General features: G+C 64.6%; 22 protein-coding genes. 18 read left to right on the top strand and 4 right to left on the bottom strand.

All coding sequences use genetic code 11. The annotated features are described in order from the left end of the window. Window positions 1-76: 76 nt before the first annotated feature. From motA to P0D96_RS06045, 18 genes are all read left to right on the top strand, one after another. Complete coding sequence (motA, locus tag P0D96_RS06130; protein WP_013340867.1) at window positions 77-937, top strand: flagellar motor stator protein MotA; 861 nt, start codon at window positions 77-79, stop codon at window positions 935-937. Between the two features lie 21 nt (window positions 938-958). Next, on the top strand, window positions 959-1966 hold the full coding sequence (gene motB, locus P0D96_RS06125) for a flagellar motor protein MotB (RefSeq protein WP_132376580.1): 1008 nt from the start codon (window positions 959-961) through the stop codon (window positions 1964-1966). An 84-nt stretch (window positions 1967-2050) separates the two neighbouring features. Then, window positions 2051-2428 carry a response regulator gene (locus P0D96_RS06120; protein WP_132376581.1) on the top strand — a complete coding sequence of 126 codons (378 nt, stop codon included), beginning with the start codon at window positions 2051-2053 and terminating at the stop codon, window positions 2426-2428. 88 nt (window positions 2429-2516) lie between these two features. Then, on the top strand, window positions 2517-4802 hold the full coding sequence (gene cheA, locus P0D96_RS06115) for a chemotaxis protein CheA (protein ID WP_408312456.1): 2286 nt from the start codon (window positions 2517-2519) through the stop codon (window positions 4800-4802). A 63-nt stretch (window positions 4803-4865) separates the two neighbouring features. Further along, entirely contained in the window at window positions 4866-5402 is a 537-nt protein-coding gene (locus P0D96_RS06110) for a chemotaxis protein CheW (protein ID WP_074762485.1), read from the top strand. 42 nt (window positions 5403-5444) lie between these two features. After that, complete coding sequence (locus tag P0D96_RS06105) at window positions 5445-7313, top strand: methyl-accepting chemotaxis protein (RefSeq protein WP_408312453.1); 1869 nt, start codon at window positions 5445-5447, stop codon at window positions 7311-7313. Between the two features lie 204 nt (window positions 7314-7517). After that, entirely contained in the window at window positions 7518-8468 is a 951-nt protein-coding gene (locus P0D96_RS06100) for a CheR family methyltransferase (protein ID WP_132376584.1), read from the top strand. Beyond that, window positions 8465-9301 carry a chemoreceptor glutamine deamidase CheD gene (gene cheD, locus P0D96_RS06095; protein WP_408312450.1) on the top strand — a complete coding sequence of 279 codons (837 nt, stop codon included), beginning with the start codon at window positions 8465-8467 and terminating at the stop codon, window positions 9299-9301. The genes P0D96_RS06100 and cheD overlap by 4 nt, the downstream gene beginning before the upstream one ends. A gap of 5 nt (window positions 9302-9306) precedes the next feature. Further along, entirely contained in the window at window positions 9307-10395 is a 1089-nt protein-coding gene (locus P0D96_RS06090; RefSeq protein WP_408312447.1) for a protein-glutamate methylesterase/protein-glutamine glutaminase, read from the top strand. A 75-nt stretch (window positions 10396-10470) separates the two neighbouring features. After that, the gene (gene cheY, locus P0D96_RS06085) at window positions 10471-10866 is read left to right on the top strand and encodes a chemotaxis response regulator CheY (protein WP_095417937.1); all 396 of its coding nucleotides are present in this window, start codon (window positions 10471-10473) and stop codon (window positions 10864-10866) included. A 1-nt stretch (window position 10867) separates the two neighbouring features. Further along, on the top strand, window positions 10868-11578 hold the full coding sequence (gene cheZ / locus P0D96_RS06080; RefSeq protein ID WP_408176414.1) for a protein phosphatase CheZ: 711 nt from the start codon (window positions 10868-10870) through the stop codon (window positions 11576-11578). Window positions 11579-11867: 289 nt separating this feature from the next. Next, entirely contained in the window at window positions 11868-12413 is a 546-nt protein-coding gene (locus P0D96_RS06075; RefSeq protein WP_408176416.1) for a DUF2844 domain-containing protein, read from the top strand. A gap of 15 nt (window positions 12414-12428) precedes the next feature. Beyond that, window positions 12429-13718 carry a DUF3443 domain-containing protein gene (locus tag P0D96_RS06070; RefSeq protein WP_408285594.1) on the top strand — a complete coding sequence of 430 codons (1290 nt, stop codon included), beginning with the start codon at window positions 12429-12431 and terminating at the stop codon, window positions 13716-13718. A gap of 356 nt (window positions 13719-14074) precedes the next feature. Beyond that, window positions 14075-15298, top strand: coding sequence for a flagellar biosynthesis protein FlhB (gene flhB, locus P0D96_RS06065; protein ID WP_132376589.1), 1224 nt, complete (start codon window positions 14075-14077; stop codon window positions 15296-15298). Continuing rightward, window positions 15295-17397 (top strand): flagellar biosynthesis protein FlhA, encoded by a 2103-nt coding sequence (flhA, locus tag P0D96_RS06060; RefSeq protein ID WP_132376590.1) that lies wholly within the window; start codon window positions 15295-15297, stop codon window positions 17395-17397. Before flhB ends, flhA begins: the two co-directional genes overlap by 4 nt. A 328-nt stretch (window positions 17398-17725) precedes the next feature. Further along, complete coding sequence (gene flhF / locus P0D96_RS06055) at window positions 17726-19699, top strand: flagellar biosynthesis GTPase FlhF (RefSeq protein WP_408285596.1); 1974 nt, start codon at window positions 17726-17728, stop codon at window positions 19697-19699. Beyond that, the gene (locus P0D96_RS06050) at window positions 19692-20561 is read left to right on the top strand and encodes a nucleotide-binding protein (RefSeq protein WP_132376592.1); all 870 of its coding nucleotides are present in this window, start codon (window positions 19692-19694) and stop codon (window positions 20559-20561) included. The genes flhF and P0D96_RS06050 overlap by 8 nt, the downstream gene beginning before the upstream one ends. A gap of 27 nt (window positions 20562-20588) precedes the next feature. Beyond that, complete coding sequence (locus P0D96_RS06045) at window positions 20589-21323, top strand: RNA polymerase sigma factor FliA (protein ID WP_132376593.1); 735 nt, start codon at window positions 20589-20591, stop codon at window positions 21321-21323. A 60-nt stretch (window positions 21324-21383) separates the two neighbouring features. On the opposite strand, the gene P0D96_RS06040 is transcribed toward P0D96_RS06045, so the two are convergent. The 4 genes from P0D96_RS06040 to flgM form a co-directional block, all read right to left on the bottom strand. Continuing rightward, on the bottom strand, window positions 21384-21794 hold the full coding sequence (locus tag P0D96_RS06040) for a type II toxin-antitoxin system HicB family antitoxin (RefSeq protein WP_132376594.1): 411 nt from the start codon (window positions 21792-21794) through the stop codon (window positions 21384-21386). After that, on the bottom strand, window positions 21791-21973 hold the full coding sequence (locus tag P0D96_RS06035) for a type II toxin-antitoxin system HicA family toxin (protein WP_132376595.1): 183 nt from the start codon (window positions 21971-21973) through the stop codon (window positions 21791-21793). Before P0D96_RS06035 ends, P0D96_RS06040 begins: the two co-directional genes overlap by 4 nt. Window positions 21974-22284: 311 nt before the next feature. Then, window positions 22285-22731 carry a flagella synthesis protein FlgN gene (locus tag P0D96_RS06030; RefSeq protein WP_408176423.1) on the bottom strand — a complete coding sequence of 149 codons (447 nt, stop codon included), beginning with the start codon at window positions 22729-22731 and terminating at the stop codon, window positions 22285-22287. Between the two features lie 94 nt (window positions 22732-22825). Next, window positions 22826-23179 (bottom strand): flagellar biosynthesis anti-sigma factor FlgM, encoded by a 354-nt coding sequence (gene flgM / locus P0D96_RS06025; protein WP_132376597.1) that lies wholly within the window; start codon window positions 23177-23179, stop codon window positions 22826-22828. Between the last annotated feature and the right edge of the window lie 92 nt (window positions 23180-23271).

Below are 23271 nucleotides of genomic sequence, written 5' to 3'. Positions count from 1 at the left end.
CCGCCAAAGTTTTCCGCTTCGTTGCCGTAAACCAGATTAACGACGGTCACCGTCGCTTCTTTGTGAGGGCTCGGCAGTGCTGATTTTCGTGGGAACACTCGTGACGCTTTTGTCCGTTTTCGGCGGTTACGCGCTGGAAGGCGGCCATCTCGGCGCGCTGCTGCAGCCCGTTGAAGTGCTGATGATCGTCGGCGCCGGCGTCGGCGCATTCATTCTGGGTAACGGAATGAAGACGATCAAGGCCACGCTGCGCGTCATACCAACCCTGTTCAAGGGCGCGAAGTACAACAAGGACGTCTATATGGAGCTGATGGCGCTCCTCTACGTCCTGCTGGCCAAGGCGCGCAAGGAAGGCACGCTGACGCTGGAAGCGGACATCGACGATCCGTCGAAGAGTCCGATCTTCACCCAGTACCCGAAGATCCTCGCCGACCATCACATCATCGAATTCCTGACCGACTACCTGCGTCTGATGGTGGGCGGCAACATGAACGCGTTCGAGATTGAAAGCCTGATGGACGAGGAGATCGAGACGCATCACCAGGAAGGCGAAGCGCCCGCTCACGCGCTGACCAAGGTCGGCGACGCAATGCCGGCGTTCGGGATCGTGGCCGCGGTGATGGGCGTGGTGCACACCATGGCCTCCGCCGACAAGCCGCCCGCCGTGCTCGGCGAGATGATCGCCCAGGCGCTGGTCGGCACCTTCCTCGGGATTCTGCTTTCGTACGGGCTGATCGGGCCGCTCGCGAGCGTCGCCGAACAGCGCGTGACCGAGTCGACCAAGATGTTCCAGTGCATCAAGGTGACGATTCTGGCCAGCCTGAACGGTTACGCGCCGGCGATTGCCGTCGAGTTCGGCCGCAAGGTGCTCTTCTCGACCGAACGCCCGTCGTTCGCCGAGCTGGAAGAGCACGTGCGCCGCGTCAAGGCCAAGTAAAGGGCGCCGGGAACCGAACCGATGAGCAAGGACAAAGACCGCGCCATTGTCGTCAAGCGCTCCGCGCCGGCCAAGAAAGGTCACCACGGCGGCGCCTGGAAGCTCGCGTATGCGGACTTCATGACCGCGATGATGGCGTTCTTCCTGCTGATGTGGCTGCTGAGCTCGGCCTCCACGGTGCAGTTGAAGGGCATTGCCGACTACTTCAACCAGCCGTTGAAGATCACGCTGTGGGGCGGCGACCGCAGCGCCGAGGACTCGAGCATTCTGAAGGGCGGCGGCCGCGATATCTCGACCGACGCGCAAGGCGTGACGCGCTCCACCGACGGTTCGAACAACCGCTCCGAGCGCAGCGTCTCGCACAACAACGAAGATTCGATGAAGCAGTTGCAGGGCGAGCTGGAACGTCGCGAGCAGGTCCGCCTGCACGATCTGCAGGTCAAGCTGATGGCCGCGATCGAAGCGAATCCGGTGCTGCGCCAGTTCAAACAGCAAATCCGCATCGACTCCACGCTGACCGGCTTGCGCATCGAAATCGTCGACTCGCAGAAGCGGCCCATGTTCGCGACTGCGAAAGACCAGGTCGAGCCATATATGCGCGACATTCTGCGCGAAATCGGCCACACGCTGAACGACGTGCCGAACCGCATCATCGTGCAAGGCCACACCGACGCCGCGCAGTACGCCGGCGGCGAGAAGGGCTACAGCAACTGGGAACTGTCCGCGGACCGCGCCAACGCGTCGCGCCGCGAGCTGATCGCCGGCGGCATGGACGAAGCGAAGGTCATGCGCGTGCTCGGCCTCGCGTCGACGCAAAACCTGAACAAGGCGGACCCGATGGATCCGGAGAACCGCCGCATCAGCATCATCGTGCTGAACAAGAAGTCGGAGGAGGCGCTGAACCATGACGACTCCACCACGACCACCTTGTCGGACGACGCAGCCGGCTCCAAGCCGTTGCTGCAAAAGCTTGCGCAGCCGGTAACGGTTGCACCGAAGTTGCCGGCGGCAGCGCCGGCGGCCCAGTAACAGACAGCGATCGCCTCGCCCGTTCATGCGCCCTGCCGGCGCGGACGGAAGGGCGATCCATAGCGTACGTGCAGCGAGGTTTTCATGATCAGGCACATCCTGGCAATCGACGATTCGGCATCGATGCGGCAGATTCTCGCCGCCACGCTGACGACGGCAGGCTACGAGGTGACGCTCGCGGCGGATGGCGACGAAGGGCTCGAAAACGCGCTCGCCATGTCGTTCGATCTCGTGCTGACCGACCAGTACATGCCAGGCAAGACCGGCCTTGATCTGATCGCCGCGCTGCGCAACAACCCGGCTTACCAGGCCACGCCCATCCTCGTCCTCACGACGGAATCGGGCGAGCCGTTCAAGGAAGCGGCGCGGGCTGCGGGCGCGACCGGCTGGATCGAAAAGCCGCTCGACCCGGACATGCTGACCGAACTGGTGGCGGCGCTAGCCGAGCCAGATCACGCGTAAGCACCACCCATAGACCCAGTTATAGAAGCTCTCGACGCGGCGGCACGGCAGCCCAAGCCAAGACAGGAACTCTCGCGGTGACCCAGGCATGACACTCGACATCACTCAGTTCTATCAGACGTTCTTTGACGAAGCGGACGAACTGCTCGCGCAGATGGAGCAGTTGCTGCTCAATCTGGATATCGCCCACCCGGACCCTGAAGACCTCGCGGCAATTTTCCGCGCGGCGCACTCGATCAAGGGCGGCGCGGCAACGTTCGGTTTTACCGCGCTGACGGAAACGACCCACATTCTCGAATCGCTGCTCGACCGCGCGCGCAATAACGAACTCGTGCTGCGCAAGGACATGATCGACACGTTCCTCGAAACCAAGGACGTGTTGTCCGGCCAGCTCGCCGATTACCGCGCGAGCGCCGAGCCGGACGCGGCCACCGCGAAGGCAATCTGCGCGAAGCTCGAACGCCTGAACGCGGAGAGCCGCGACGGCGCGGCGCCGGCTGCGGCGGCCGTGGTCGCGAGCGCGGCACCGGTTGCAACACAGGCAGTACAAGGCGGGACCCCGCCGGAGCACGTCGTCGAACAGGCGGTGCAGGCGGCGGGTGAATGGATTGACGGCGAACCGGCACAGACCGGGCAAGCCACGGGAGCCGGCGAAGAATCCGGCCCACATCTGAAAATTACGCTACGGGGCGTTGGTGAGAAGGACCAGGAACTGCTGGCCGAAGAGCTCGGCAACCTGGGCAACATCGTCGGGCAGGTCAAGAGCGGCGGCGATCTGACGCTGTGGCTCGCGACCGATGTGACCTCCGACGACATCATCGCCGTGTGCTGTTTCGTGATCGACGAAAGTCAGATCGTGATCGGCCGCGGCACCGCACCGGCGGACGACGCGCAGCAAGGCGAACCTGGAACGCCCGACGCTGCCGATTCGTCCCCGGCGCAAGCAGTACAGGCAACTCACGCGGGCCACGCAGCATCGTCGGCACCGGCGGCCGACACCGCTGCACCCGCATCAACCGCCGCGCACGGCCTGTTCGACGCACCGGCCGCGCCGGCGCATGCCACGGCTCAACCCGCGGCGGCGCCGAGCGCACCGGCGCCGGCTCAGGCCAGCGCGGCGAGCGCAGCCGCGCCCGCCGAGCAGGACCGCAAGGCGGCACGCCCGGCTGCGGCAGCGGGCGGCGCGGAAGGCAGTTCGATTCGCGTCGGCGTCGAAAAGGTCGATCAGTTGATCAACCTGGTCGGCGAACTGGTGATCACGCAAGCCATGCTCGCGGAAACCACCAGCACGTTCGACCCGGCGCTGCACGACCGCCTTTTCAACGGCATGGCGCAGCTGGAGCGCAACGCGCGCGATCTGCAGGAAGCGGTGATGTCGATCCGCATGATGCCGATGGATTACGTGTTCAGCCGCTTCCCGCGTCTGGTGCGCGATCTGGCGGCGAAACTCGGCAAGGAAGTGGAACTCGTCACCTTCGGTCAGGCGACCGAACTCGACAAGAGCCTCATCGAACGGATCATCGATCCGTTGACTCACCTCGTGCGCAACAGTCTCGACCACGGCATCGAAACCGTGGAAGCGCGGCGCGCGGCGGGCAAGGATTCGACCGGCCAGCTGGTGCTGTCGGCGGCGCATCACGGCGGCAACATCGTCATTGAAGTAAGCGACGACGGCGCGGGCCTGCGCCGCGACAAGATTCTCGCGAAGGCGGCCAAGCAGGGCATGCAGGTCAGCGAAACCATGACCGACGAAGAAGTCTGGAACCTGATCTTCCTGCCGGGCTTCTCGACGGCGGAGCAGGTCACGGACGTGTCGGGCCGTGGCGTCGGCATGGACGTGGTGAAGCGGAACATCCAGTCGATGGGTGGTCACGTGGAAATCACTTCGCACGCCGGCAAGGGCAGCACCACGCGCATCGTGCTGCCGCTCACGCTGGCGATTCTCGACGGCATGTCCGTCAAGGTCGGCAACGAGATCTTCATTCTGCCGCTGAACTTCGTGATGGAGTCGCTGCAGCCGCGAGCCGAGGACATCTACACGGTGGCCAACGGCGAGCGCGTGGTGCGGGTGCGCGGTGAATATCTGCCGCTCGTGGCGTTGCACGAAGTGTTCAACGTCGAAGGGGCGAAGCAGGAACCGACGCAAGGCATCGTCACCATCATGCAAACGGAAGGGCGCCGCTTTGCAATGCTGATCGACGAACTGGTGGGCCAGCAACAGGTGGTCGTGAAGAACCTGGAAACGAACTACCGCAAGGTGCACGGCATTTCCGCCGCGACCATTCTCGGCGACGGCAGCGTCGCGCTGATCGTCGACGTGGCGGCGCTGAACCGCGAAACGCGCCACGCGCATGGCGCGATGAGTCTCGCATGATGTCCGTCACACTCGTCGTAACACTTACTCAACTCAATTCATCCCAACCGTTTGGGGGCTAACGTGGCAGAAGTCCAATCCATCAATTCGAGCGTCGCGAACGCGAGCGGTACGAATGGCCGCCGCGACGCGCAGCAGGCAGACGCCGGCGGTCAGGAGTTCCTCGTCTTCACGCTCGGCGCCGAAGAGTACGGCATCGACATTCTCAAGGTGCAGGAAATCCGCGGCTACGACAACGTGACGCGGATCGCCAATGCGCCTGAGTTCATCAAGGGCGTGATCAATCTGCGCGGCATCATCGTGCCGATCGTCGACATGCGCATCAAGTTCCATCTGGGCCGTGTCGAGTACGACCACCAGACGGTGGTGATCATCCTGAACGTCGCGCATCGCGTGGTCGGGATGGTGGTGGACGGCGTGTCGGACGTGCTGACGCTCGCCACCGACCAGATCATGCCGGCGCCGGAATTCGGCGCCACGCTGACGACCGAGTACCTCACGGGTCTGGGCACCGTCGACGGCCGCATGCTGATCCTGATGGACATCGAGAAGCTCATGACCAGCCGCGAAATGGCGCTGATCGAAACGCTCGGCGTCTAACGCGGCAGCCTTCACGAAACGATTGGGACAGGGAGCATCGAAATGCTGAGCAGGTGGTCGATTCGCACGTCGTTGACGATGGTGGGGATCATTCTGGTCGCGCTGACCGTGGCGGTCGGCGTGCTTGGGCTGACCGCGCTGAATCGCGCGAGCCAGTCGCTCGACCGCATTGCGCGCGGCGATCTGGCCGCCATCCATGCACTCGACGATGCTTCGTCGTACCTGCTGCGCTCGCGCGTGTCGCTGGATCGCTTCAACGCGTTGAGCGCGTCGGGCGACACGGAGCAGGCGAAGAAGGTGCTCGATCGTGCGCAGGAGTTGTACGGTAAGGGCAATCAGAGCTGGCAGGCGTATCTCGACGCGCCCAAGAACGGCGTCGAGCAGGCGCAGCTGGACGAACTGCTGGCGCGTCGCACGGCGCTGATGCGTGACGGCCTGGAGCCGGAGTTCGCCGCGCTGCGCGCGAACGATCTGGCCGCCTATCACGCGATCGCGGATACGAAGATCAGCCCGTGGTTCGTGTCTTACGACAACGCCGCGTCCGCTGTCGTCAAGAGCTTGCAGCAGCACGCCGTGGATCAGCAAGCGAGCGCGCAATCGAACATCTCGCTGATGACGACGCTGATCATCGCCGTCACCGTGCTCGCGCTGCTGGTGGTGGTGGGCATCCGCTTCGCGCTGCGCGGCCTGATCGTGCAGCCGCTCGCCGACGCGACGGCGTGCTTCGAGCGCATCGCCTCGGGCGATCTGTCCGAATCGATCAACGTCTTCAGCCGCAATGAAATCGGGCGGCTGTTCGCCGGCATCAAGCGCATGCAGGACAGCATGTCGACGATGGTGAGGGCGGTTCACAGCAGCACGGAATCGATCGACACCGGTGCGCGCGAAATCGCAATGGGCAACACCGACCTGTCGCAGCGCACCGAACAACAGGCCGCCTCGTTGCAGGAAACCGCGTCGAGCATGGAGCAGTTGACCGGCACGGTACGGCAGAACGCCGAGAACGCGCGTCAGGCGAGCCAGCTGGCCGTCAATGCCTCCGACATCGCCACGCGCGGCGGCGACGTGGTGAGCCAGGTCGTCACGACCATGCAGGACATCGCGAGCAGTTCGAACAAGGTCGTCGACATCATCGGCGTAATCGAGGGCATTGCCTTCCAGACCAATATTCTCGCGCTGAACGCGGCGGTCGAAGCCGCGCGCGCCGGCGAACAGGGCCGCGGCTTCGCGGTGGTGGCGGGCGAAGTGCGCAGCCTCGCGCAGCGCAGCGCGAGTGCCGCGAAGGAAATCAAGGAACTGATCGGCGACTCCGTCGACAAGGTGCAAAGCGGCTCGGCACTGGTCGGCCGCGCCGGTACGACGATGGACGAGATCGTGCAGGCCGTGCGCCGCGTGACCGACATCATGGGCGAAATCAGCGCGGCGTCCGAAGAGCAGTCGGGCGGCATCGAACAGGTGAATCGCGCGGTCGTGCAGATGGACGAAGTCACACAGCAGAACGCCGCGCTGGTCGAACAGGCGGCGGCCGCGGCGGCCTCGCTCGAAGATCAGACGCGTCAGTTGCAGGCCGTGGTGAACGGCTGGAAAGTGGCCGGCGGCGCGGTGAATAAGAGCGCGGCGGCAACGCGTTCGCAATCGGGGGCGCCCCGTGTGACCGGCAGCAAGAGCAAGCCGGCGGGCAAAGCCGCACCGCATGCGTCCGCGAACGGCGGCGCAGCGCATCCGGCAGCTAGCACGGCGCATCCGGCGGCAAACACAGCATCGGCTTCGGGCAGTCACGATGCCGGCGCCGCACGCGTCGAACCGGCGCTGAAACCGAAGACGGCCCGTGCGGGATCCGAATCCGCAGCACGTCCGGTCGCGGCAAGCGCGGCCTCGGCGGGCTCGGACGCGGACTGGGAAACATTCTAGGACGTGGCACAAAGACATGCGGTCATTCGGCATCTCGCTCCATGAGGAGCGAATCATCGAAGCACGCTTTATCAGCGTGTCGCGGGCCGACTGCATGTTAGAGAAACTCGCGGGCGGGCGCGACCCCGCGAACACAATCCCTTCATTTCGAGGCGATGCCTTGGCAGGAAAGCGGGATGGCTCGTATCGCAGGCAGGAACTTTCATGATGGCAACGCGCGCACAGCAACGTCCCGTTGGGGCAGAGCCGGTTAGATCCGGTGAGCAGGCACGGGACTTCGAATTCACGTCGGCGGACTTCGCTCGCATTCGCGAACTGATTCACCGCAGCGCGGGCATTTCGCTGTCGGATCACAAGCGCGACATGGCGTACAGCCGTCTGGCGCGCCGTCTGCGTGCCCGCGGGCTCGACACCTTCAAGCAGTATCTCGATCTGCTCGAAGCGGAAAACGATCCGGCCGAGTGGGAAGCCTTCACCAATGCGCTGACCACCAACCTGACGGCGTTTTTCCGCGAGGCGCATCACTTTCCGATCCTCGCCGAATTCGTGCCGCGCCGTCCGCAGCCGGTTTCCGTATGGTGCTCGGCGGCTTCGACCGGTGAAGAGCCGTACTCGATTGCGATGACGCTGATCGAAGCGCTCGGCGACAGCGGCGCGCGTCAGGCCTCGGTGCTCGCCACCGACATCGACACCCAGGTGCTGGCCAAGGCCGAAGCCGGCACGTACCAGTTCGATCAGGTGAAGCATCTCTCGCCTGAGCGGCTGAAACGCTTCTTCCTGAAGGGCACCGGCGCGCATGCCGGCATGGTCAAGGTGCGCCCGGAAGTGCGCGCGCTGGTGCGCTTCGAGCAACTGAACCTCACCGATCGCGATTACCAGTTGCGCTCGCAGTTCGACGCGATCTTCTGCCGCAACGTGATGATCTATTTCGACAAGCCGACGCAAGCGCAAGTGCTCGCGCGCTTCGAACCGCTGATGAAGTCGGGCGGCCTGCTGTTCGCCGGCCACTCGGAAAACTTCACGTACGTCACGCAGGCGTTCAAGCTGCGCGGCCAGACCGTCTACGAGTTGACGCGTGACGCAACCGGCGTGCGCACGCCGGCGCGCGCGACGGCAACGGCGGCGCATCACACGACGAACGGGGTGACCGTATGAGCAGCGCCCTGCCGATCGCCACCAATCTGTATTTCGACAACCACTTCCAGCGCCCCGGCGTGAAGCTGTTGCCAAACGAGTTTTACACCACGCATGAAGACATGGTGCTGGTCACCGTGCTGGGCTCGTGCGTCGCGGCCTGCATCCAGGACCGCACGGCCGGTATCGGCGGCATGAATCACTTCATGTTGCCCGACGACGGCGCGGACGTCGCGCAGGCCGCATCGGATTCGATGCGCTACGGCGCCTACGCGATGGAAGTACTGATCAACGAGTTGATCAAGGCCGGCGGCCGGCGCGAGCGCTTCGAAGCCAAGGTGTTCGGCGGCGGCGCGGTGCTCGCCGGCATGACGACGATGAACATCGGCGACCGCAACTCGGAGTTCGTGCGCCGCTATCTGGCGCTGGAAAAGATCCGCATCGTCGCCGAGGACTTGCAGGGCTCGCATCCGCGCAAGGTGGCGTTCATGCCGCGCACGGGCCAGGTGATGGTGAAGAAGTTGCGCCTGCAGCAGGAAGCGGGCGTGGCCGAGCGCGAACAGGCGCTGATGCGGCAAAGCGCCGAAGCGCGCGCCGAGCGGCTCGCCGCGGCGCGCAAGCGGGTGGAACTGTTCTCGACGCCGGCCGCGTCGAGAACCAAGGTCGAACTGTTTTCGACGCCCGCCGCCGCCCGCCCGAAGATCGAGCTGTTCGGCTCGTCTGCCGGCGCGGCAGCGGGAACAGCGGCTACCGCAGCGGGCAGTCCGGGCGCAGCGAACCCGCGCATCGAACTGTTCGGCGCAGGCCCGCGCCCGCTTAATTCAAACAACGCCAGAACTACAGAGGAGGCGTGAGCGCTGTGCAAAAGATCAAAGTACTGTGCGTCGACGATTCGGCGCTGATCCGCAGCCTGATGACGGAAATCATCAATGGCCAGCCGGATATGACGGTGGTGGCGACCGCACCCGACCCGCTGGTCGCGCGCGAACTCATCAAGCAGCACAATCCGGACGTGCTGACGCTCGACGTCGAAATGCCGCGCATGGATGGCCTCGACTTCCTCGAGAAGCTGATGCGTCTGCGGCCGATGCCGGTCGTGATGGTGTCGTCGCTGACCGAGCGCGGCAATGAAATCACGCTGCGCGCGCTGGAACTCGGCGCGGTCGACTTCGTCACCAAGCCGAAGGTCGGCATTCGCGACGGCATGCTCGATTACTCGGAAAAGCTCGCCGACAAGATTCGCGCCGCCGCTCGCGCACGCGTGCGCCAGGCCGCGCCGGCGCAGCACGCGGCGGCGCATGCCGCGCAGGCGCCGGTCGGCGCCGCGCCGCTCTTCAACAATCCGCTGCTCAGTACCGAGAAGCTGATCATCGTCGGCGCGTCGACGGGCGGCACGGAAGCGATCCGCGAAGTGCTGGTGCCGCTGCCGCCGGACGCACCCGCGGTGCTGATCGCGCAACATATGCCGCCGGGCTTCACAAAATCTTTTGCACAACGCCTCAATGGTTTGTGCCGGATTACCGTTAAAGAGGCAGAGCACGGCGAACGCGTGCTGCCCGGACATGCGTATATCGCGCCCGGGCACGCTCATCTGTTGCTTGCCCGTAGTGGCGCGAACTATATTGCTCACCTGTCGGACGAGCCGCCGGTGAACCGGCATCGTCCGTCGGTGGACGTGTTGTTCCGTTCGGCCGCGCAGCATGCGGGCAAGAACGCGGTCGGCGTGATTCTGACCGGGATGGGGCGCGACGGCGCCGCCGGACTGCTGGACATGAAAAAAGCAGGGGCGTACACCCTTGCGCAGGACGAAGCGAGCTGTATCGTGTTCGGCATGCCGCGTGAAGCGATTGCGCTCGGCGCGGCGGACGAGATCGCAGCGTTGTCGGAAATGAGCCGACGCGTGATGGCGCGTCTCTCGGCAATGGGCGACCGCGTTCAACGGGTATGATGCGCGCCGGTAGGATTTGAGGCGTTAGTTTGAGGCGGACAGGCGCCGCACCATGGATCAAGCAAAGGGAATGAAATGGATAAGGGAATGAAGATTCTGGTTGTTGACGACTTTCCGACGATGCGCCGGATCGTTCGCAACCTTCTCAAAGAGCTCGGCTACTCGAACGTCGACGAGGCGGAAGACGGTCAGGCCGGTCTCGCGCGTTTGCGCGGGGGTACGTATGACTTCGTGATCTCCGACTGGAACATGCCGAACCTCGACGGTCTGGCCATGCTCAAGGAAATTCGCGCCGACGCCAACCTCACGCACCTGCCGGTGCTGATGGTGACGGCTGAATCGAAGAAGGAAAACATCATCGCGGCGGCGCAGGCCGGCGCGAGCGGTTATGTCGTCAAGCCTTTCACGGCCGCGACGCTCGACGAGAAGCTCAACAAGATTCTCGAGAAGATGGCCAAGACCGGGAGCTGATGTGAATCTGCCGACCAACGCGCAAGGCGCCGACGCGGTCAACGAGAGCGGCGACTTCGCGTCCGACCGCATCCTCGCCCGCATTGGACAACTGACGCGCACGCTGCGCGACTCGATGCGCGAGCTCGGGCTCGACAAGCATGTCGAGCGTGCGGCCGAAGCCGTGCCCGATGCCCGCGACCGTCTGAAATACATCGCGAATATGACGGAGCAGGCCGCCGAGCGCGTCCTGTCCGCGATCGACGTCGCCAAGCCGATCCAGGAGCAGCTGCGCAAAGACGCGGGCGAACTCGACGCGCGTTGGGAGCAGTGGTATGCGGCGCCGATCGAGCGCGAGGAAGTGCGCGCGCTGATGAACGACACGCGGACCTTCCTGCGCGGTGTGCCCGACGCGACCAGCGCGACCAACTCGCAGCTGATGGAGATCATGCTGGCGCAGGACTTCCAGGATCTGACCGGCCAGGTCATCAAAAAGATCACGGATGTCGTGTACCTGATCGAGCAGCAGTTGCTCGGCGTGCTGGTCGAGAACATCGCGCTCGAACGGCGCGAGCAGTTCGCGGCGAACGCGGCGGCGCTGGCGGCCGAAGTCTCGCCGACCGGCAGCCCCGAACATCTGCTGAACGGTCCGCAGATCAATCCGGAAGGCAAAACGGATGTGGTGCAGGACCAGTCGCAAGTCGACGATCTGCTGGCAAGCCTCGGCTTCTGACCTGCCGGGGTCATAGCACGTCGCGGCGGCCCGCCAAGGGCGCGCCAGATCGAACCAGTACGCATAGCAAGCCGCGCGCCCGCGCCGGCTTGCTGTCTACCGACACAAACCACAGGCATACTACGAGCTCAAGCAGCGGCACGGCGCTCCGGTGACGACACACACCGGTCGGTAGCACGATGGGGAAAAACCCTCCGCAGTGCAACCGCAGCGGTGCCGTATGATCTGCATACATGCAGCCGGTTTGCACGACGTGCGAATCGAGCAGCAGCTCGGGAGGAGCCTCGTCATGTGGAGTCGTGTACGCCGCGCCGGGATCGTTACGGCGCTTGCCTTACCATGTTCGCTCATCGCCGTGCAGTCCGCTCATGCGGGACTGGGCGGCGCCCCCATGACGCCGCCCACGGGCTCGTCAGTCTCAACTCGTACCATTCAGCCCGGCAGCAGCGCCGCCAATGCGGCGCAGGGCGTGATGCGTTCAGCATCGAACGCCGCGTCTTCCACTTCCACTTCCGCGTCCTACACCGTGCGTGAGACGGCGCTCGGCAACGGCACCGTGGTCCGCGAATATCTCGCCGCGAACGGCTCCGTCTTCGGCATTGCATGGCGCGGCCCGCAAATGCCGGATCTGAACGATCTGCTCGGCAGCTATTTCCCGCAGTACGTGGCCGGCGTGAAGGCGGTGCGCGCGGCGCGCGGCGGCGGCCGCGGCCCTGTCTCGGTCGACCAGAGTGGCCTCGTGGTGCGCTCCGGGGGCCATATGGGCTCGTTCAACGGTCAGGCGTGGCTGCCTCCGGCGCTGCCCGCCGGCGTCAGCGGTTCAGACATCCAGTAATAGCGAGGACGAGACATGCGAACCAAGCATATTGCTGTGAAGCTCAAGGGCTGGATGCAGGCCGTCGCGGCCTTGGCGTTGGTGTCGGCGCTCGTCGCATGCGGCGGCGGTGGCGATTCCAATAACAATTCGTCGAACGCGCTGAACGGCGGCTCGCTGCCGCCGAGCCCGACCCAGCAGCCAATCGCCGCGAACGCGGCGAACACCGTGCCCATCACGGTCGGCCGGGGCGTGACCGGCATCGTCAATATCCCGACGGTCAGCGTGACGGTTTGCGCGCCCGGCTCGACCTCGAATTGTCAGACTATTAACAATATCCAGGTCGATACGGGTTCGTACGGACTGCGCGTGGTCAGTTCGGCTTTCAACGGCTCGCTGCTCAGTGCGTTGCCGGTCAGCACCGTCGGCGGCGCGCAGCTTGCCGAGTGCGCGACGTTCGCGGATGGCTTCACGTGGGGCACGGTGCGCACCGCGACCATCGCGATCGGCGGCGAGAGAACGACGGCGGCGATTCCGATGCAGATCATCGGCGACAAGGACTCGAGCACGGTGCCCACGAGCAGTTGCGGCAACGGCTCGGACGAAAACACCGCCAGCGATCTCGGCGCGAACGGCATTCTCGGCATTGGCACGTCGCCGACCGATTGCGGTGTGACCTGCGTGGATGCCGGGACGGCGGCCAACTTCAGCAATTACTTCGCCTGTCCGAACGGCGCGTCTTGCGCCCGCACGGCGGTGCCGCTCGCGCAGCAGGTGGCCAATCCGGTCCCGTTCTTCCCGGTCGACAAGAACGGCGTGATCGTGCAGATGCCGCCGGTGTCGAATACCGGCGCGCCGTCGGCAACCGGCACACTGGTGTTCGGTGTCGGCACGCAGTCGAACAATGCGCTCACCGGGGTCCAGCTCTTTACCACCGACGCTTTCGGCGACCTGGACAACAGCGTGTTCAACGGTACGACGGTGCAGGCCTTCCTCGATTCGGGCTCGAACGCCTACTTCTTCGGCGATAGCTCCCTCGCGCAGTGCGGCAGCAATTTCGCGGGCTTTTACTGCCCGTCGTCGGCGCAAACGCGGACGCTGACGCTGGTCGGGCTGAACAACACGCAGGCGAGCGCCAGCATCGGCATCCTGAGTGCGTCGACGCTGTTCGGCAACGGCAGCAACTACGCGTTCAACGACCTGGCAGGGCAGATCGGCGGCAACAGCAGCTTCGATCTGGGCTTGCCGTTCTTCTACGGCCGCCACGTGTACTACGGCATCGATCAAACCGCGAACGGCGGTCAGGCGCCTTTCGTGGCGTTCTGATCGAAGCGCCGCACTGAAGGCTGAGGCGGGACCGACGCTCGCGCGAGACCCGCGCGAGCGTCCGGTCCGGCCGCGAGCGGTGGCTTTGCGCGGATCGATCACTGATCGGCCGCGAAAACCTGCCCGCGCCGGCGCGCTTACACTGAGCACGCCGCGCCATCCCGGCACGCTCGCGTCGACCACACTGTCTCGTCGCGGCGCGGCCAGCAAGCCCGACCGGCCGGCTTCCCGGCTGTTCCATCCCTCGAAATACCCCCCTTTCTCCGCCCTTATCCGCCGATCGGTGCTTGCGTCGAGCGGGAATAATCGCTCTCACTGGAAAGAGGCGCCGTGCCTCAGCCGACTGGAGAGCTTTTGTGGCAGAGGATAGCGACCTCGAAAAAACCGAATCAGCCACTCCCCGGCGCCTGCAGAAGGCGCGCGAGGAAGGGCAGATCGTGCGTTCGCGGGAGCTGTCCACGTTTGCCCTGCTGGCGGCGGGCTTCTTCGGCGTGTGGGGGATGTCCGGCAGCATCGGCGAACATTTGCAGAGCATGCTGCGCGCGGCCTTCACGTTCGATCACGCCAGCGCGTTCGAAACCCGCCGCATGATGATCGGCGCGGGCGTGGCGAGCCGCGAAGGGCTCTACGCGCTGTTGCCGATTCTCGGTTTCACCGGCGCGGCCGCCTTGTTCGCACCCATGGCGCTGGGCGGCTGGCAGTTGTCGGCGAAAGGCCTCGAACCGAAGTTCAACCGCCTCAATCCGATCGCCGGCCTCGGCAAGATATTTTCGATCAACGGACCGATCCAGCTCGGCATGTCGCTCGCGAAGACGCTGGTGGTGGGCGTGATCGGCGGCACCGCGGTCTGGAATCGCCGCGAGGAGATTCTCGCGCTGGCCACCCAGCCGCTGCATCTCGCGCTTGCCAACACCGTGCATCTGATCGCCGTGTGCTGCGGCATGACGGTGGCGGGCATGTTCGTCGTCGCCGCGATGGATGTGCCGTATCAACTGTGGCAATTCCACAAGAAGCTGCGCATGACGAAGGAAGAAGTGAAGCGCGAACACCGCGAAAGCGAAGGCGATCCGCACGTCAAAGGCCGGATTCGCCAGCAGCAGCGCGCGATTGCCCGTCGCCGCATGATGACCAACGTGCCGAAGGCCGACGTGGTGGTGACCAACCCGACGCACTTCGCCGTGGCGCTGCAATACACCGACGGCGAGATGCGCGCGCCGAAGGTGGTCGCCAAGGGCGTGAACCTCGTGGCGGCGCGGATTCGCGAAATCGCCGCCGAAAACAACGTGCCGTTGCTGGAAGCGCCGCCGCTCGCGCGGGCGCTGTATCACAACGTCGAACTGAACCGCGAGATTCCGGGCCCGCTGTATGGCGCGGTCGCCGAAGTGCTCGCGTGGGTGTACCAGTTGCGGCGCTTCAAGACCGAAGGCGGCGACGTGCCGCTCGCACCGACCGAACTCGACGTGCCCGCGGAACTCGACAAGGGCGGCGTGTCGGACGATGAAGCCGAGCAGGAAGCCGCCGACACGCTCAACCCCGCTGTTAACCCAGATAACGACGACGCTTCAGGAGCCTCCGCATGAACGCTCGCGCCGGTTTCCTCGCTCGACGGCCGGATGCCTTGAGCAGCACCAATTTACGCGCCCTCGCCGGGCCGGTGCTGATCTGCATGATCCTCGGCATGATGATTTTGCCGTTGCCGCCGTTCCTGCTGGATCTGCTGTTCACCTTCAACATCGCGCTGTCCGTGATGGTGCTGCTCGTCAGCATGTACACGATGAAGCCGCTCGACTTCGCCGCGTTCCCGAGCGTGCTGCTGTTCTCGACCTTGCTGCGCCTCTCGCTGAACGTGGCGTCCACGCGGGTCGTGCTGCTCGAAGGCCACACCGGTCCCGACGCGGCCGGCCAGGTGATCGAGTCGTTCGGCCACTTCCTCGTGGGCGGCAACTTCGCGGTCGGTATCGTCGTCTTCATCATTTTGATGGTGATCAACTTCATGGTGATCACCAAGGGCGCGGGGCGGATCGCGGAAGTGTCCGCGCGCTTCACGCTCGATGCGATGCCCGGCAAGCAGATGGCGATCGACGCCGACCTGAACGCCGGCCTCATCAACGAAGAACAGGCCAGGAAGCGCCGCGCCGAAGTCTCGCAGGAAGCCGAGTTCTACGGCTCGATGGACGGCGCGAGCAAGTTCGTGCGCGGCGATGCGATCGCCGGTTTGCTGATCATGGTGATCAACATCGTCGGCGGCTTGATCGTCGGGATGGTCCAGCACGGCATGGACTTCGCGTCCGCGGGCAAGAACTACACGCTGCTGACGATCGGTGACGGCCTCGTCGCGCAGATTCCGTCGCTGGTGATTTCGACGGCGGCCGGCGTGATCGTCTCGCGCGTGGCGACCAACGAGGACATCGGCACGCAGCTTACCGGCCAGTTGTTCACGAATCCGCGCGTGCTGGTGATCACCGGCTGCATTCTCGTGCTGATGGGCCTGATTCCGGGCATGCCGCACTTCGCGTTTCTGATTCTCGGCGGCGGTCTGATCCAGCTTGGCCGCACGATGAAAAAGCGCGCCGACGATCGCAAGAACACCACGGCACTCGTCGATGTCGCGCCGGCCGCGATGGCGCCGGTCGAAAACACCGAAGCGAGCTGGGACGACGTGACGATGATCGACACGCTCGGCCTTGAAGTCGGCTACCGGCTGATCCCGCTCGTTGACAAGAACTCGGACGGCGAACTGCTCAAGCGGATCAAGAGCATCCGCAAGAAGTTCGCGCAGGAAATCGGCTTTCTGCCGCCGGTCATTCATATCCGCGACAACCTTGAGTTGCGGCCGAACGGCTATCGCATCGCGCTCAAGGGCGTCGAAGTGGGTGTCGGTGAAGCGTATCCGGGCCAGTGGCTGGCGATCAATCCAGGCCAGGTCTCCGCCGCGCTGCCGGGCACGCCGACGCAGGATCCCGCCTTCGGCTTGCCGGCCATCTGGATCGATACGAACCTGCGCGAACAGGCGCAGGTGTACGGCTACACGGTGGTCGATTCGAGCACCGTGGTGGCGACGCACCTGAATCACCTCGTGGTCACGCACGCGTCGGAACTGCTCGGCCGCCGGGAAGTGCAGGCGCTGCTCGAGCGGATGCAGAAGGACACACCGTCGCTGGTCGACGATCTGGTGCCGAAGTCGCTGCCGCTCACCACGCTGCAAAAGGTGCTGCAAAACCTGCTGGAAGAAGGCGTGCCGATCCGCGACATGCGCACGATCCTCGAAGCGCTCTCCGAACACACGCCGAAGATCACCGACGCGCACGATCTCACCGCCGCCGTGCGCCTCGCGCTGGGTCGCGCGATCACGCAGCAGTGGTTCCCGGGCATTGGCGACATGCAGGTGATGGGCCTCGATTCGAATCTTGAGCGTGTGCTCTCGCAGGCGCTCTCGACCGGCTCCAATCCGGGTCTCGAGCCAGGCCTCGCGCACACGCTGCTGAACGAAACCCAGAAGGCGATGACGCGTCAGCAGAACCTCGGGCTCGCGCCCGTGCTGCTCGTGCAGCACGCGTTGCGGCCGATGCTCGCGCGTTTCCTGCGCCGCAGCCTGCCGCAGTTGAAGGTGCTGTCGTATGCGGAAGTGCCCGACACGCGCAATATCAAGGTGGTGAATCTGATCGGCGCGCACGGCTGACGCGGGCAGCTCACCGTGGCCTGCTTCCGGCCGATGTCTCTTGCCGGCGCTCATCGAGCGCCGGTTTTCATTTCGGCGCCTGACTTTTCATGCCGCGAGCGGACGGCGGAGTACATGCTGCGTCCGCGAAAGCGCCGCCGCGCGCGCGGGAAAGGCATGTTTAAAACCGCCGTGCGCATGACTTGCGGCGCGTTTCCATCGCCCGAATTGCCCACGTTTAACGGTCTTTATCCATCGATCGTGACTCGACGGGTTTCGCAATAATGATCTCAATGGGAAGCGGTATGTTGCCGGTCCGTTAGTCCGTTTACCTCATCGGGGGTCCAGCTTGAACATTCGTAAATTTGTCGGTGCTACCAGTCGTGATGCGCTGCGTCTCGTGCGCGAAGCGTTGGGCGCGGATGCCGTCGTACTGTCCAATCGCACGATGGACGACGGCAGCGTCGAGATCGTCGCACTGGCCGACAGCGACCTCGCCGCCATCACGCCGAAGGTTCCGCGCGCAGGCGCCGGCGCAACGCAGGCTGGATCGATGAATGTCATGGCTGGACAACCGGCGCTCGCCGCACCGCGCGCCATGCCGGCAACATCGGCGATGCAGGCGAATCCGTATGCGAGCGGCATGCCCGATGTGTTCTCGTCGGTGTTCGGCGCAAGCCCGGAAGCGGGCGCGGAGAATGCGGGCAACAGCTCGGTCCACGCCAATTCCAGCCACGCCGATGAAGACGCGAGCGACGCACCGGCCGCCATCATGAAGCCGGCCGCGAACGCGCCGAAGGCCGCATTGGCGGGCACGCCCAAAGCGTTGCCGGCCGCGCCGGTGAAGGCAGCGGCACCGGTCAAGCCAGCAGCGGCGTTGCCGTCGCAACCGATCGCCCTCGAACAACCGAGCGCCCGCGCCGCGGCGTCGCGTCTCACCGAAGACATCCGCGCCGATCTGCTCAAAGCGGCCGGCGTACCGGCTGCGCCGAGCGCGCCGAGCTCCAACGCGCAAACGCCGCGCACCATGGCCGAATCGAATCCATGGTTGATCGACCACGCGCGCCGCATCGCCGCCGAACAGCAGCCGCAAGGCGCATACAGCGCGCGCCCCGCGGCGATGACGCCGGCCGCTGCGATGGCCAAGGGCCTCGGCGCCGCCGTCGAGCCGGGCAAGACCCCCGCGCCGCAAGCCGTCGACACGCCCGACTGGGCGCGCGAAGGCGCGCAAGCCGCCGCGCGCCGCGCCGCGCAGAAAAACGCACCCGCGCCGTCCTCGAGCGATGACGCCCGCACGCCCGCTTCGGTCGCCGAAGCGATCAAGGCGCGCATGGAGCAGGTCGTCAACGACACCGTGATGAGCGAACTGTCGTCGATGCGCGGGATGATGGAAGAACACTTCGCCGGCTTGCTGTGGGGCGAACGCCAGCGCCGCAATCCAGTGCGCGCCTCGCTCACCAAGCATCTGTTCGCCGCCGGTTTCTCCGCGCAGCTCGTGCAGATGATGGTCGACAACCTGCCGGACGACGTCGAGAACATGGAAGGCGGCATGGACTGGGTCCGCTCGGTGCTCGATTCGAACCTGCCGGTGATGGAAGACGAAGACGCGCTGATGGAGCGCGGCGGTGTGTTCGCGCTAATGGGCCCGACGGGCGTCGGCAAGACGACGACCACCGCCAAGCTTGCCGCGCGCTGCGTGATGCGCTTCGGCGCCAGCAAGGTCGCGTTGCTCACCACCGACAGCTACCGGATCGGCGGCCACGAACAACTGCGCATCTTCGGCAAGATTCTCGGCGTCTCGGTGCACGCGGTGAAGGACGGTGCCGACCTGCAACTCGCGCTCTCCGAACTGCGCAACAAGCACATCGTGCTGATCGACACGATCGGCATGAGCCAGCGCGACCGCCTCGTCTCCGACCAGATCGCAATGCTGTGCCACGCTGGTCAGCCGGTGCAGCGCCTGTTGCTGCTCAACGCAACGAGCCACGGCGACACGCTCAACGAAGTCGTGCAGGCCTATCAGCGCGCGCCCGATCAACAGCCGCTCGCCGGCTGCATTCTGACCAAGCTCGACGAAGCCACCAATCTAGGCGGCGTGCTCGATACGGTGATCCGCTACAAGCTGCCGGTGCACTACGTGTCGACCGGTCAGAAGGTGCCGGAGAACCTGTACGTCGCGACGAGGAAATTCCTGATCAAGAGCGCCTTCTGCATACCGCGCGACAACTCGCCATTCGTGCCACACGACGACGACATTCCGGCTTTGCTGTCCGCTTTGTCCGCGCGTTCCACGTCCGAGTTGCACGAGGTCCGCTTTGGATAAGCTCATCTCCGATCAGGCAGAAGGATTGCGGCGGATGTTGGCTCGCAGCGGCTCGCGCGTGATTGCGGTGACGAGCGGCTCGGCCGGTGTCGGCTCGACGACGACGGTGGTGAACCTCGCCGCCGCGTTGGCGCAGCAAGGTAAAGACGTGCTGGTAATCGACGAATGCCTCGGCGAGAAGTCGGTGAGCGCGATGCTCGGCGGCGTGCGCGGCGCAGGCAATTTCGCCGCCGTGATGCGTGGCGAGATGACGCTCGACGACGCCGCCGCGCGGCACGCGCTCGGCTTCTCGGTGCTGGCCGCCTCGCGTCCTAACCGGGAAGGCCATACGGCTGCGGAGTTCGGTGTGGTGTTGCGAGGCTCCGCCGATGTCGTGCTGATCGACGCGCAACTCGATCCGCAAGGCCACCTGTCGGCGCTCGCGATGCAGGCGCACGACGTAATGATCGTCACGCGCATGGCCGCGCAGGCGATCACCGACGCGTACGCATGCATGAAGCGCCTGCACTACGGGCACGCCATCGCGCAGTTCCGCGTGCTGGTGAACCACGTGCAGAGCGTGAACGACGCGCATACCGCGTTTGCAAACCTGGCCGGCGTGGCCGGGCGCTACCTGACGGTGGCGCTGGAAGACGCCGGTTGTATTGCCGCCGATGGGCGGATGGCGCGAGCCCTGGAGTTGTCGCGTTGTGTCGTCGATGCGTTTCCATCGACACCGGCTGCGCGCGACTTCCGGCACCTCGCGGCCGAATTGCAGTACTGGCCGATGCGGCCAGCGATGTCGTCGCAAACGCCGTGGATGGCGCCTGCGACAGTTACAGCGGCGCAACACGCCGACCAACCGTCTGCGCAGCACGCCTAGAGGCGGCACAAGGACAAGGGGAGCACGATGTACAACGCTCAGGGAAAGATTTCCCAAGCCGAAGTTCTGACGAAGTACGCACCGCTCGTGCGTCGCCTCGGCTTGCAGCTCGTCGCCAAGATGCCGGCGAGCGTCGATCTCGACGATCTGATCCAGGCCGGCATGATCGGACTGCTGGACGCGGCAAGCCGCTACAAGGAAGACCAGGGCGCGCAGTTCGAGACTTACGCCAGCCAGCGGATTCGCGGCGCGATGCTCGACGAGTTGCGCAGCAACGACTGGTTGCCGCGCAGCTTGCGGCGCACCTCGCGTGAAGTGGAAACGGCGGTGCACAAGGTGGAGCAGAACCTGGGCCGCTCGGCGAGCGAAACGGAGATTGCCGAGCACCTGCAAATGCCGCTCGACGAGTATCAGTCGATGCTGCAGGATCTGCACGGCAGCCAGCTGATCTACTACGAAGACTTCGACCGTTCGGCGGACGACGAGCCGTTCCTCGACCGCTACTGTGTCGATCACTCGGACCCGCTGTCGGCGCTGCTCGACGACAGCCTGCGCTCGGCACTGGTGGAGGCGATCGACCGCCTGCCGGATCGCGAGAAGCTGCTGATGTCGCTGTACTACGAACGCGGCATGAACCTGCGCGAAATTGGCGCGGTGATGGAAGTCAGCGAATCACGGGTGTGCCAGTTGCACAGCCAGGCCGTGGCCCGTTTGCGCACGCGCTTGCGCGAGATGGCCTGGGCGAACGCCGAGGCGACCTGAAGTTCGAGTACTCGATGGTATGAATGAGCAGGGAGCGGAGCGTCGCGCATCCGCTTTTCCTCATGCCTCGGCCATTTCATGTTCCGCGGCCAGTGCCAGAAAGGCCGAGCGCGACATGCCACGCGCCTGGGCATAAGTGTCGATCTCCTGGACCAGCGCTTCGGGCAGCGAGATATTGATACGTACCGCCTTCTTCAAGGCGGGAATATTCCGGGTGGCGACAAGTCCCCACGTGAAATCCGCATAGTCGGGATTGCGCCGATGCTCTTGCAGCGTTCGTCGCGCGGGAATCGGCAAGCCCTCGTCGAGCAGCAGGTCCAGATGTGCCTCGATAGCCTCCTTGGCGTTCGCGTAGGCTTCCTCCAGCGTGTCGCCTGCCGCATAACAGCCCGGAATGTCGGGCACGATGACGCCGAACGCGTGATCCGCGCTACCCGGTTCAATCGCGATAGGGAAAGTCAGGTTTTTCATTTCAGGCCCGCCTGTTTCAGGATGCTGTTCAATGTGCCGGGCGGAAGGTCTTTCTTCGGATGCGGGATGGTCACGAGACCGGATCTTGCCGCGTGACGAAAATGATGGTGGCTGCCCGATATGCGGACCAGCTGCCAACCCGCCGCTTGAATGAGTTTCACGACCTCGGCACTTTTCATACTGCACTCCTCGAATCATACACACCATTACACAATCTCGCTAGTGCTTAGCACTCCGTTGATGCACGTCCGGATAGCTTTGAAAAAGCCCGGGACGACGGAGCGACTCAGTAAGGGGGAAGCCGTGATTTCAACGCGGGTGGCGATTCCGCGCCACCTGGCCGGATGGCTAACGTGTGTGGGAAGGAGGGCGGCGTGATCGATACGGAATGCTTGAAAAGCAAAAAGGGCTCGTCAAAAGACGAGCCCTTTTCAATACAGCTGTTTCAGCCAGACCCGCGCGTCAGGCCATGCGGGTCCAACGACAATCTCTACACGGTGGGACGCGCCGGAATCCGGCCATCTGGACCATAAAAACCGACCTTCTGCGGCACGGCCACCTGCAGCGCCGTGAGTGCCCGCTGGTTGTAGTCCATGCGCACGCGGATCAGTTCACCGTTGCTGGTATTGCAGCGCCGCGCGCGTTCGGCGGCTTTCTGCAGCAGCGACCATTGCTCGGCGATGCGTGGGTCGGTACTGGCCGCGAGCTCCATGCCGGGCCAGCCGGCCGGAAAGCCCAGCTCGGCGAGCAGCCCGTCACGCGTGGCTTCGAGCTTGGCGAGCTCGCCGATCAGTTCGGTTTTCTTCTCGACGATCGGCGGCAGCAATTCCAGCGGCGACAAGGCAGTCAGCGCCTTGGTCTCGAGCGTCAGAATCGAGGCAAATGCCTCGACGGCCGAATATTCTTCGATGAGGGTGGCAAGCAGGGCGTCTTTCATCTCAACAACTCGCTGAACACGACGGCTCGCGAATGCTCCGCGAGCCGGGTTTGTCGAACGCCGCCCGGCACTTCACCGTACTTCGATGCGTCGATCAGTTGCCGGCCGACGAGGTTTTGCTTTGCAACAGTTCGCGTGCGGTGTTCAGCACGCCGTCGGCGATCTTGCCGGAATCGATCTTCAGCGAGCCGTCCTTGATGGCTTGCTTGATCGACTCGACGTGCGCCGTGTCGATATCGGCCGAGCCGGACGCCGCGAGGCTGCGCAGATGCTGCGACAGACCCGACAGGCTGACGCTGGCGTCGCCCGAACCGCTGGTGGTGGTCTGCGAGGCCGTGCCCGCATTCTGCGCGTTGCTGTTCGCGGTCGTCGCGTCGCTTTGTTGCGAACGGGACAGGGCGTCTTTCAACGTCGGCAGATTCGAATTGGTTGTGGAATCGACTTTCACGATTGGCTTCCTGAACGATTTGATCCTTATAACGGCTACCGCTGATCAAAACTTTAGCGCAATCGATCAAGGCGTTACCTTTCCTTACATCT

The sequence above is a fragment of the Paraburkholderia sp. RL17-347-BIC-D genome, assembly GCF_046027915.1.
Classification (GTDB): Bacteria; Pseudomonadota; Gammaproteobacteria; order Burkholderiales; family Burkholderiaceae; genus Paraburkholderia.
This window is presented reverse-complemented; position numbering and strand designations above follow the sequence as displayed.

What these genes read in the sequence shown, in the direction of transcription:
- flhA (WP_132376590.1), top strand. Translation starts at nt 15,295, where the DNA reads ATGAACGCTCGCGCCGGTTTCCTCGCTCGACGGCCGGATGCCTTGAGC.
- cheY (WP_095417937.1), top strand. Translation starts at nt 10,471, where the DNA reads ATGGATAAGGGAATGAAGATTCTGGTTGTTGACGACTTTCCGACGATG.
- cheA (WP_408312456.1), top strand. Translation starts at nt 2,517, where the DNA reads ATGACACTCGACATCACTCAGTTCTATCAGACGTTCTTTGACGAAGCG.
- P0D96_RS06105 (WP_408312453.1), top strand. Translation starts at nt 5,445, where the DNA reads ATGCTGAGCAGGTGGTCGATTCGCACGTCGTTGACGATGGTGGGGATC.
- cheD (WP_408312450.1), top strand. Translation starts at nt 8,465, where the DNA reads ATGAGCAGCGCCCTGCCGATCGCCACCAATCTGTATTTCGACAACCAC.
- P0D96_RS06070 (WP_408285594.1), top strand. Translation starts at nt 12,429, where the DNA reads ATGCGAACCAAGCATATTGCTGTGAAGCTCAAGGGCTGGATGCAGGCC.
- P0D96_RS06100 (WP_132376584.1), top strand. Translation starts at nt 7,518, where the DNA reads ATGATGGCAACGCGCGCACAGCAACGTCCCGTTGGGGCAGAGCCGGTT.
- P0D96_RS06120 (WP_132376581.1), top strand. Translation starts at nt 2,051, where the DNA reads ATGATCAGGCACATCCTGGCAATCGACGATTCGGCATCGATGCGGCAG.
- P0D96_RS06035 (WP_132376595.1), bottom strand. Translation starts at nt 21,973, where the DNA reads ATGAAAAGTGCCGAGGTCGTGAAACTCATTCAAGCGGCGGGTTGGCAG.
- P0D96_RS06030 (WP_408176423.1), bottom strand. Translation starts at nt 22,731, where the DNA reads ATGAAAGACGCCCTGCTTGCCACCCTCATCGAAGAATATTCGGCCGTC.
- P0D96_RS06040 (WP_132376594.1), bottom strand. Translation starts at nt 21,794, where the DNA reads ATGAAAAACCTGACTTTCCCTATCGCGATTGAACCGGGTAGCGCGGAT.
- motB (WP_132376580.1), top strand. Translation starts at nt 959, where the DNA reads ATGAGCAAGGACAAAGACCGCGCCATTGTCGTCAAGCGCTCCGCGCCG.
- P0D96_RS06045 (WP_132376593.1), top strand. Translation starts at nt 20,589, where the DNA reads ATGTACAACGCTCAGGGAAAGATTTCCCAAGCCGAAGTTCTGACGAAG.
- P0D96_RS06075 (WP_408176416.1), top strand. Translation starts at nt 11,868, where the DNA reads ATGTGGAGTCGTGTACGCCGCGCCGGGATCGTTACGGCGCTTGCCTTA.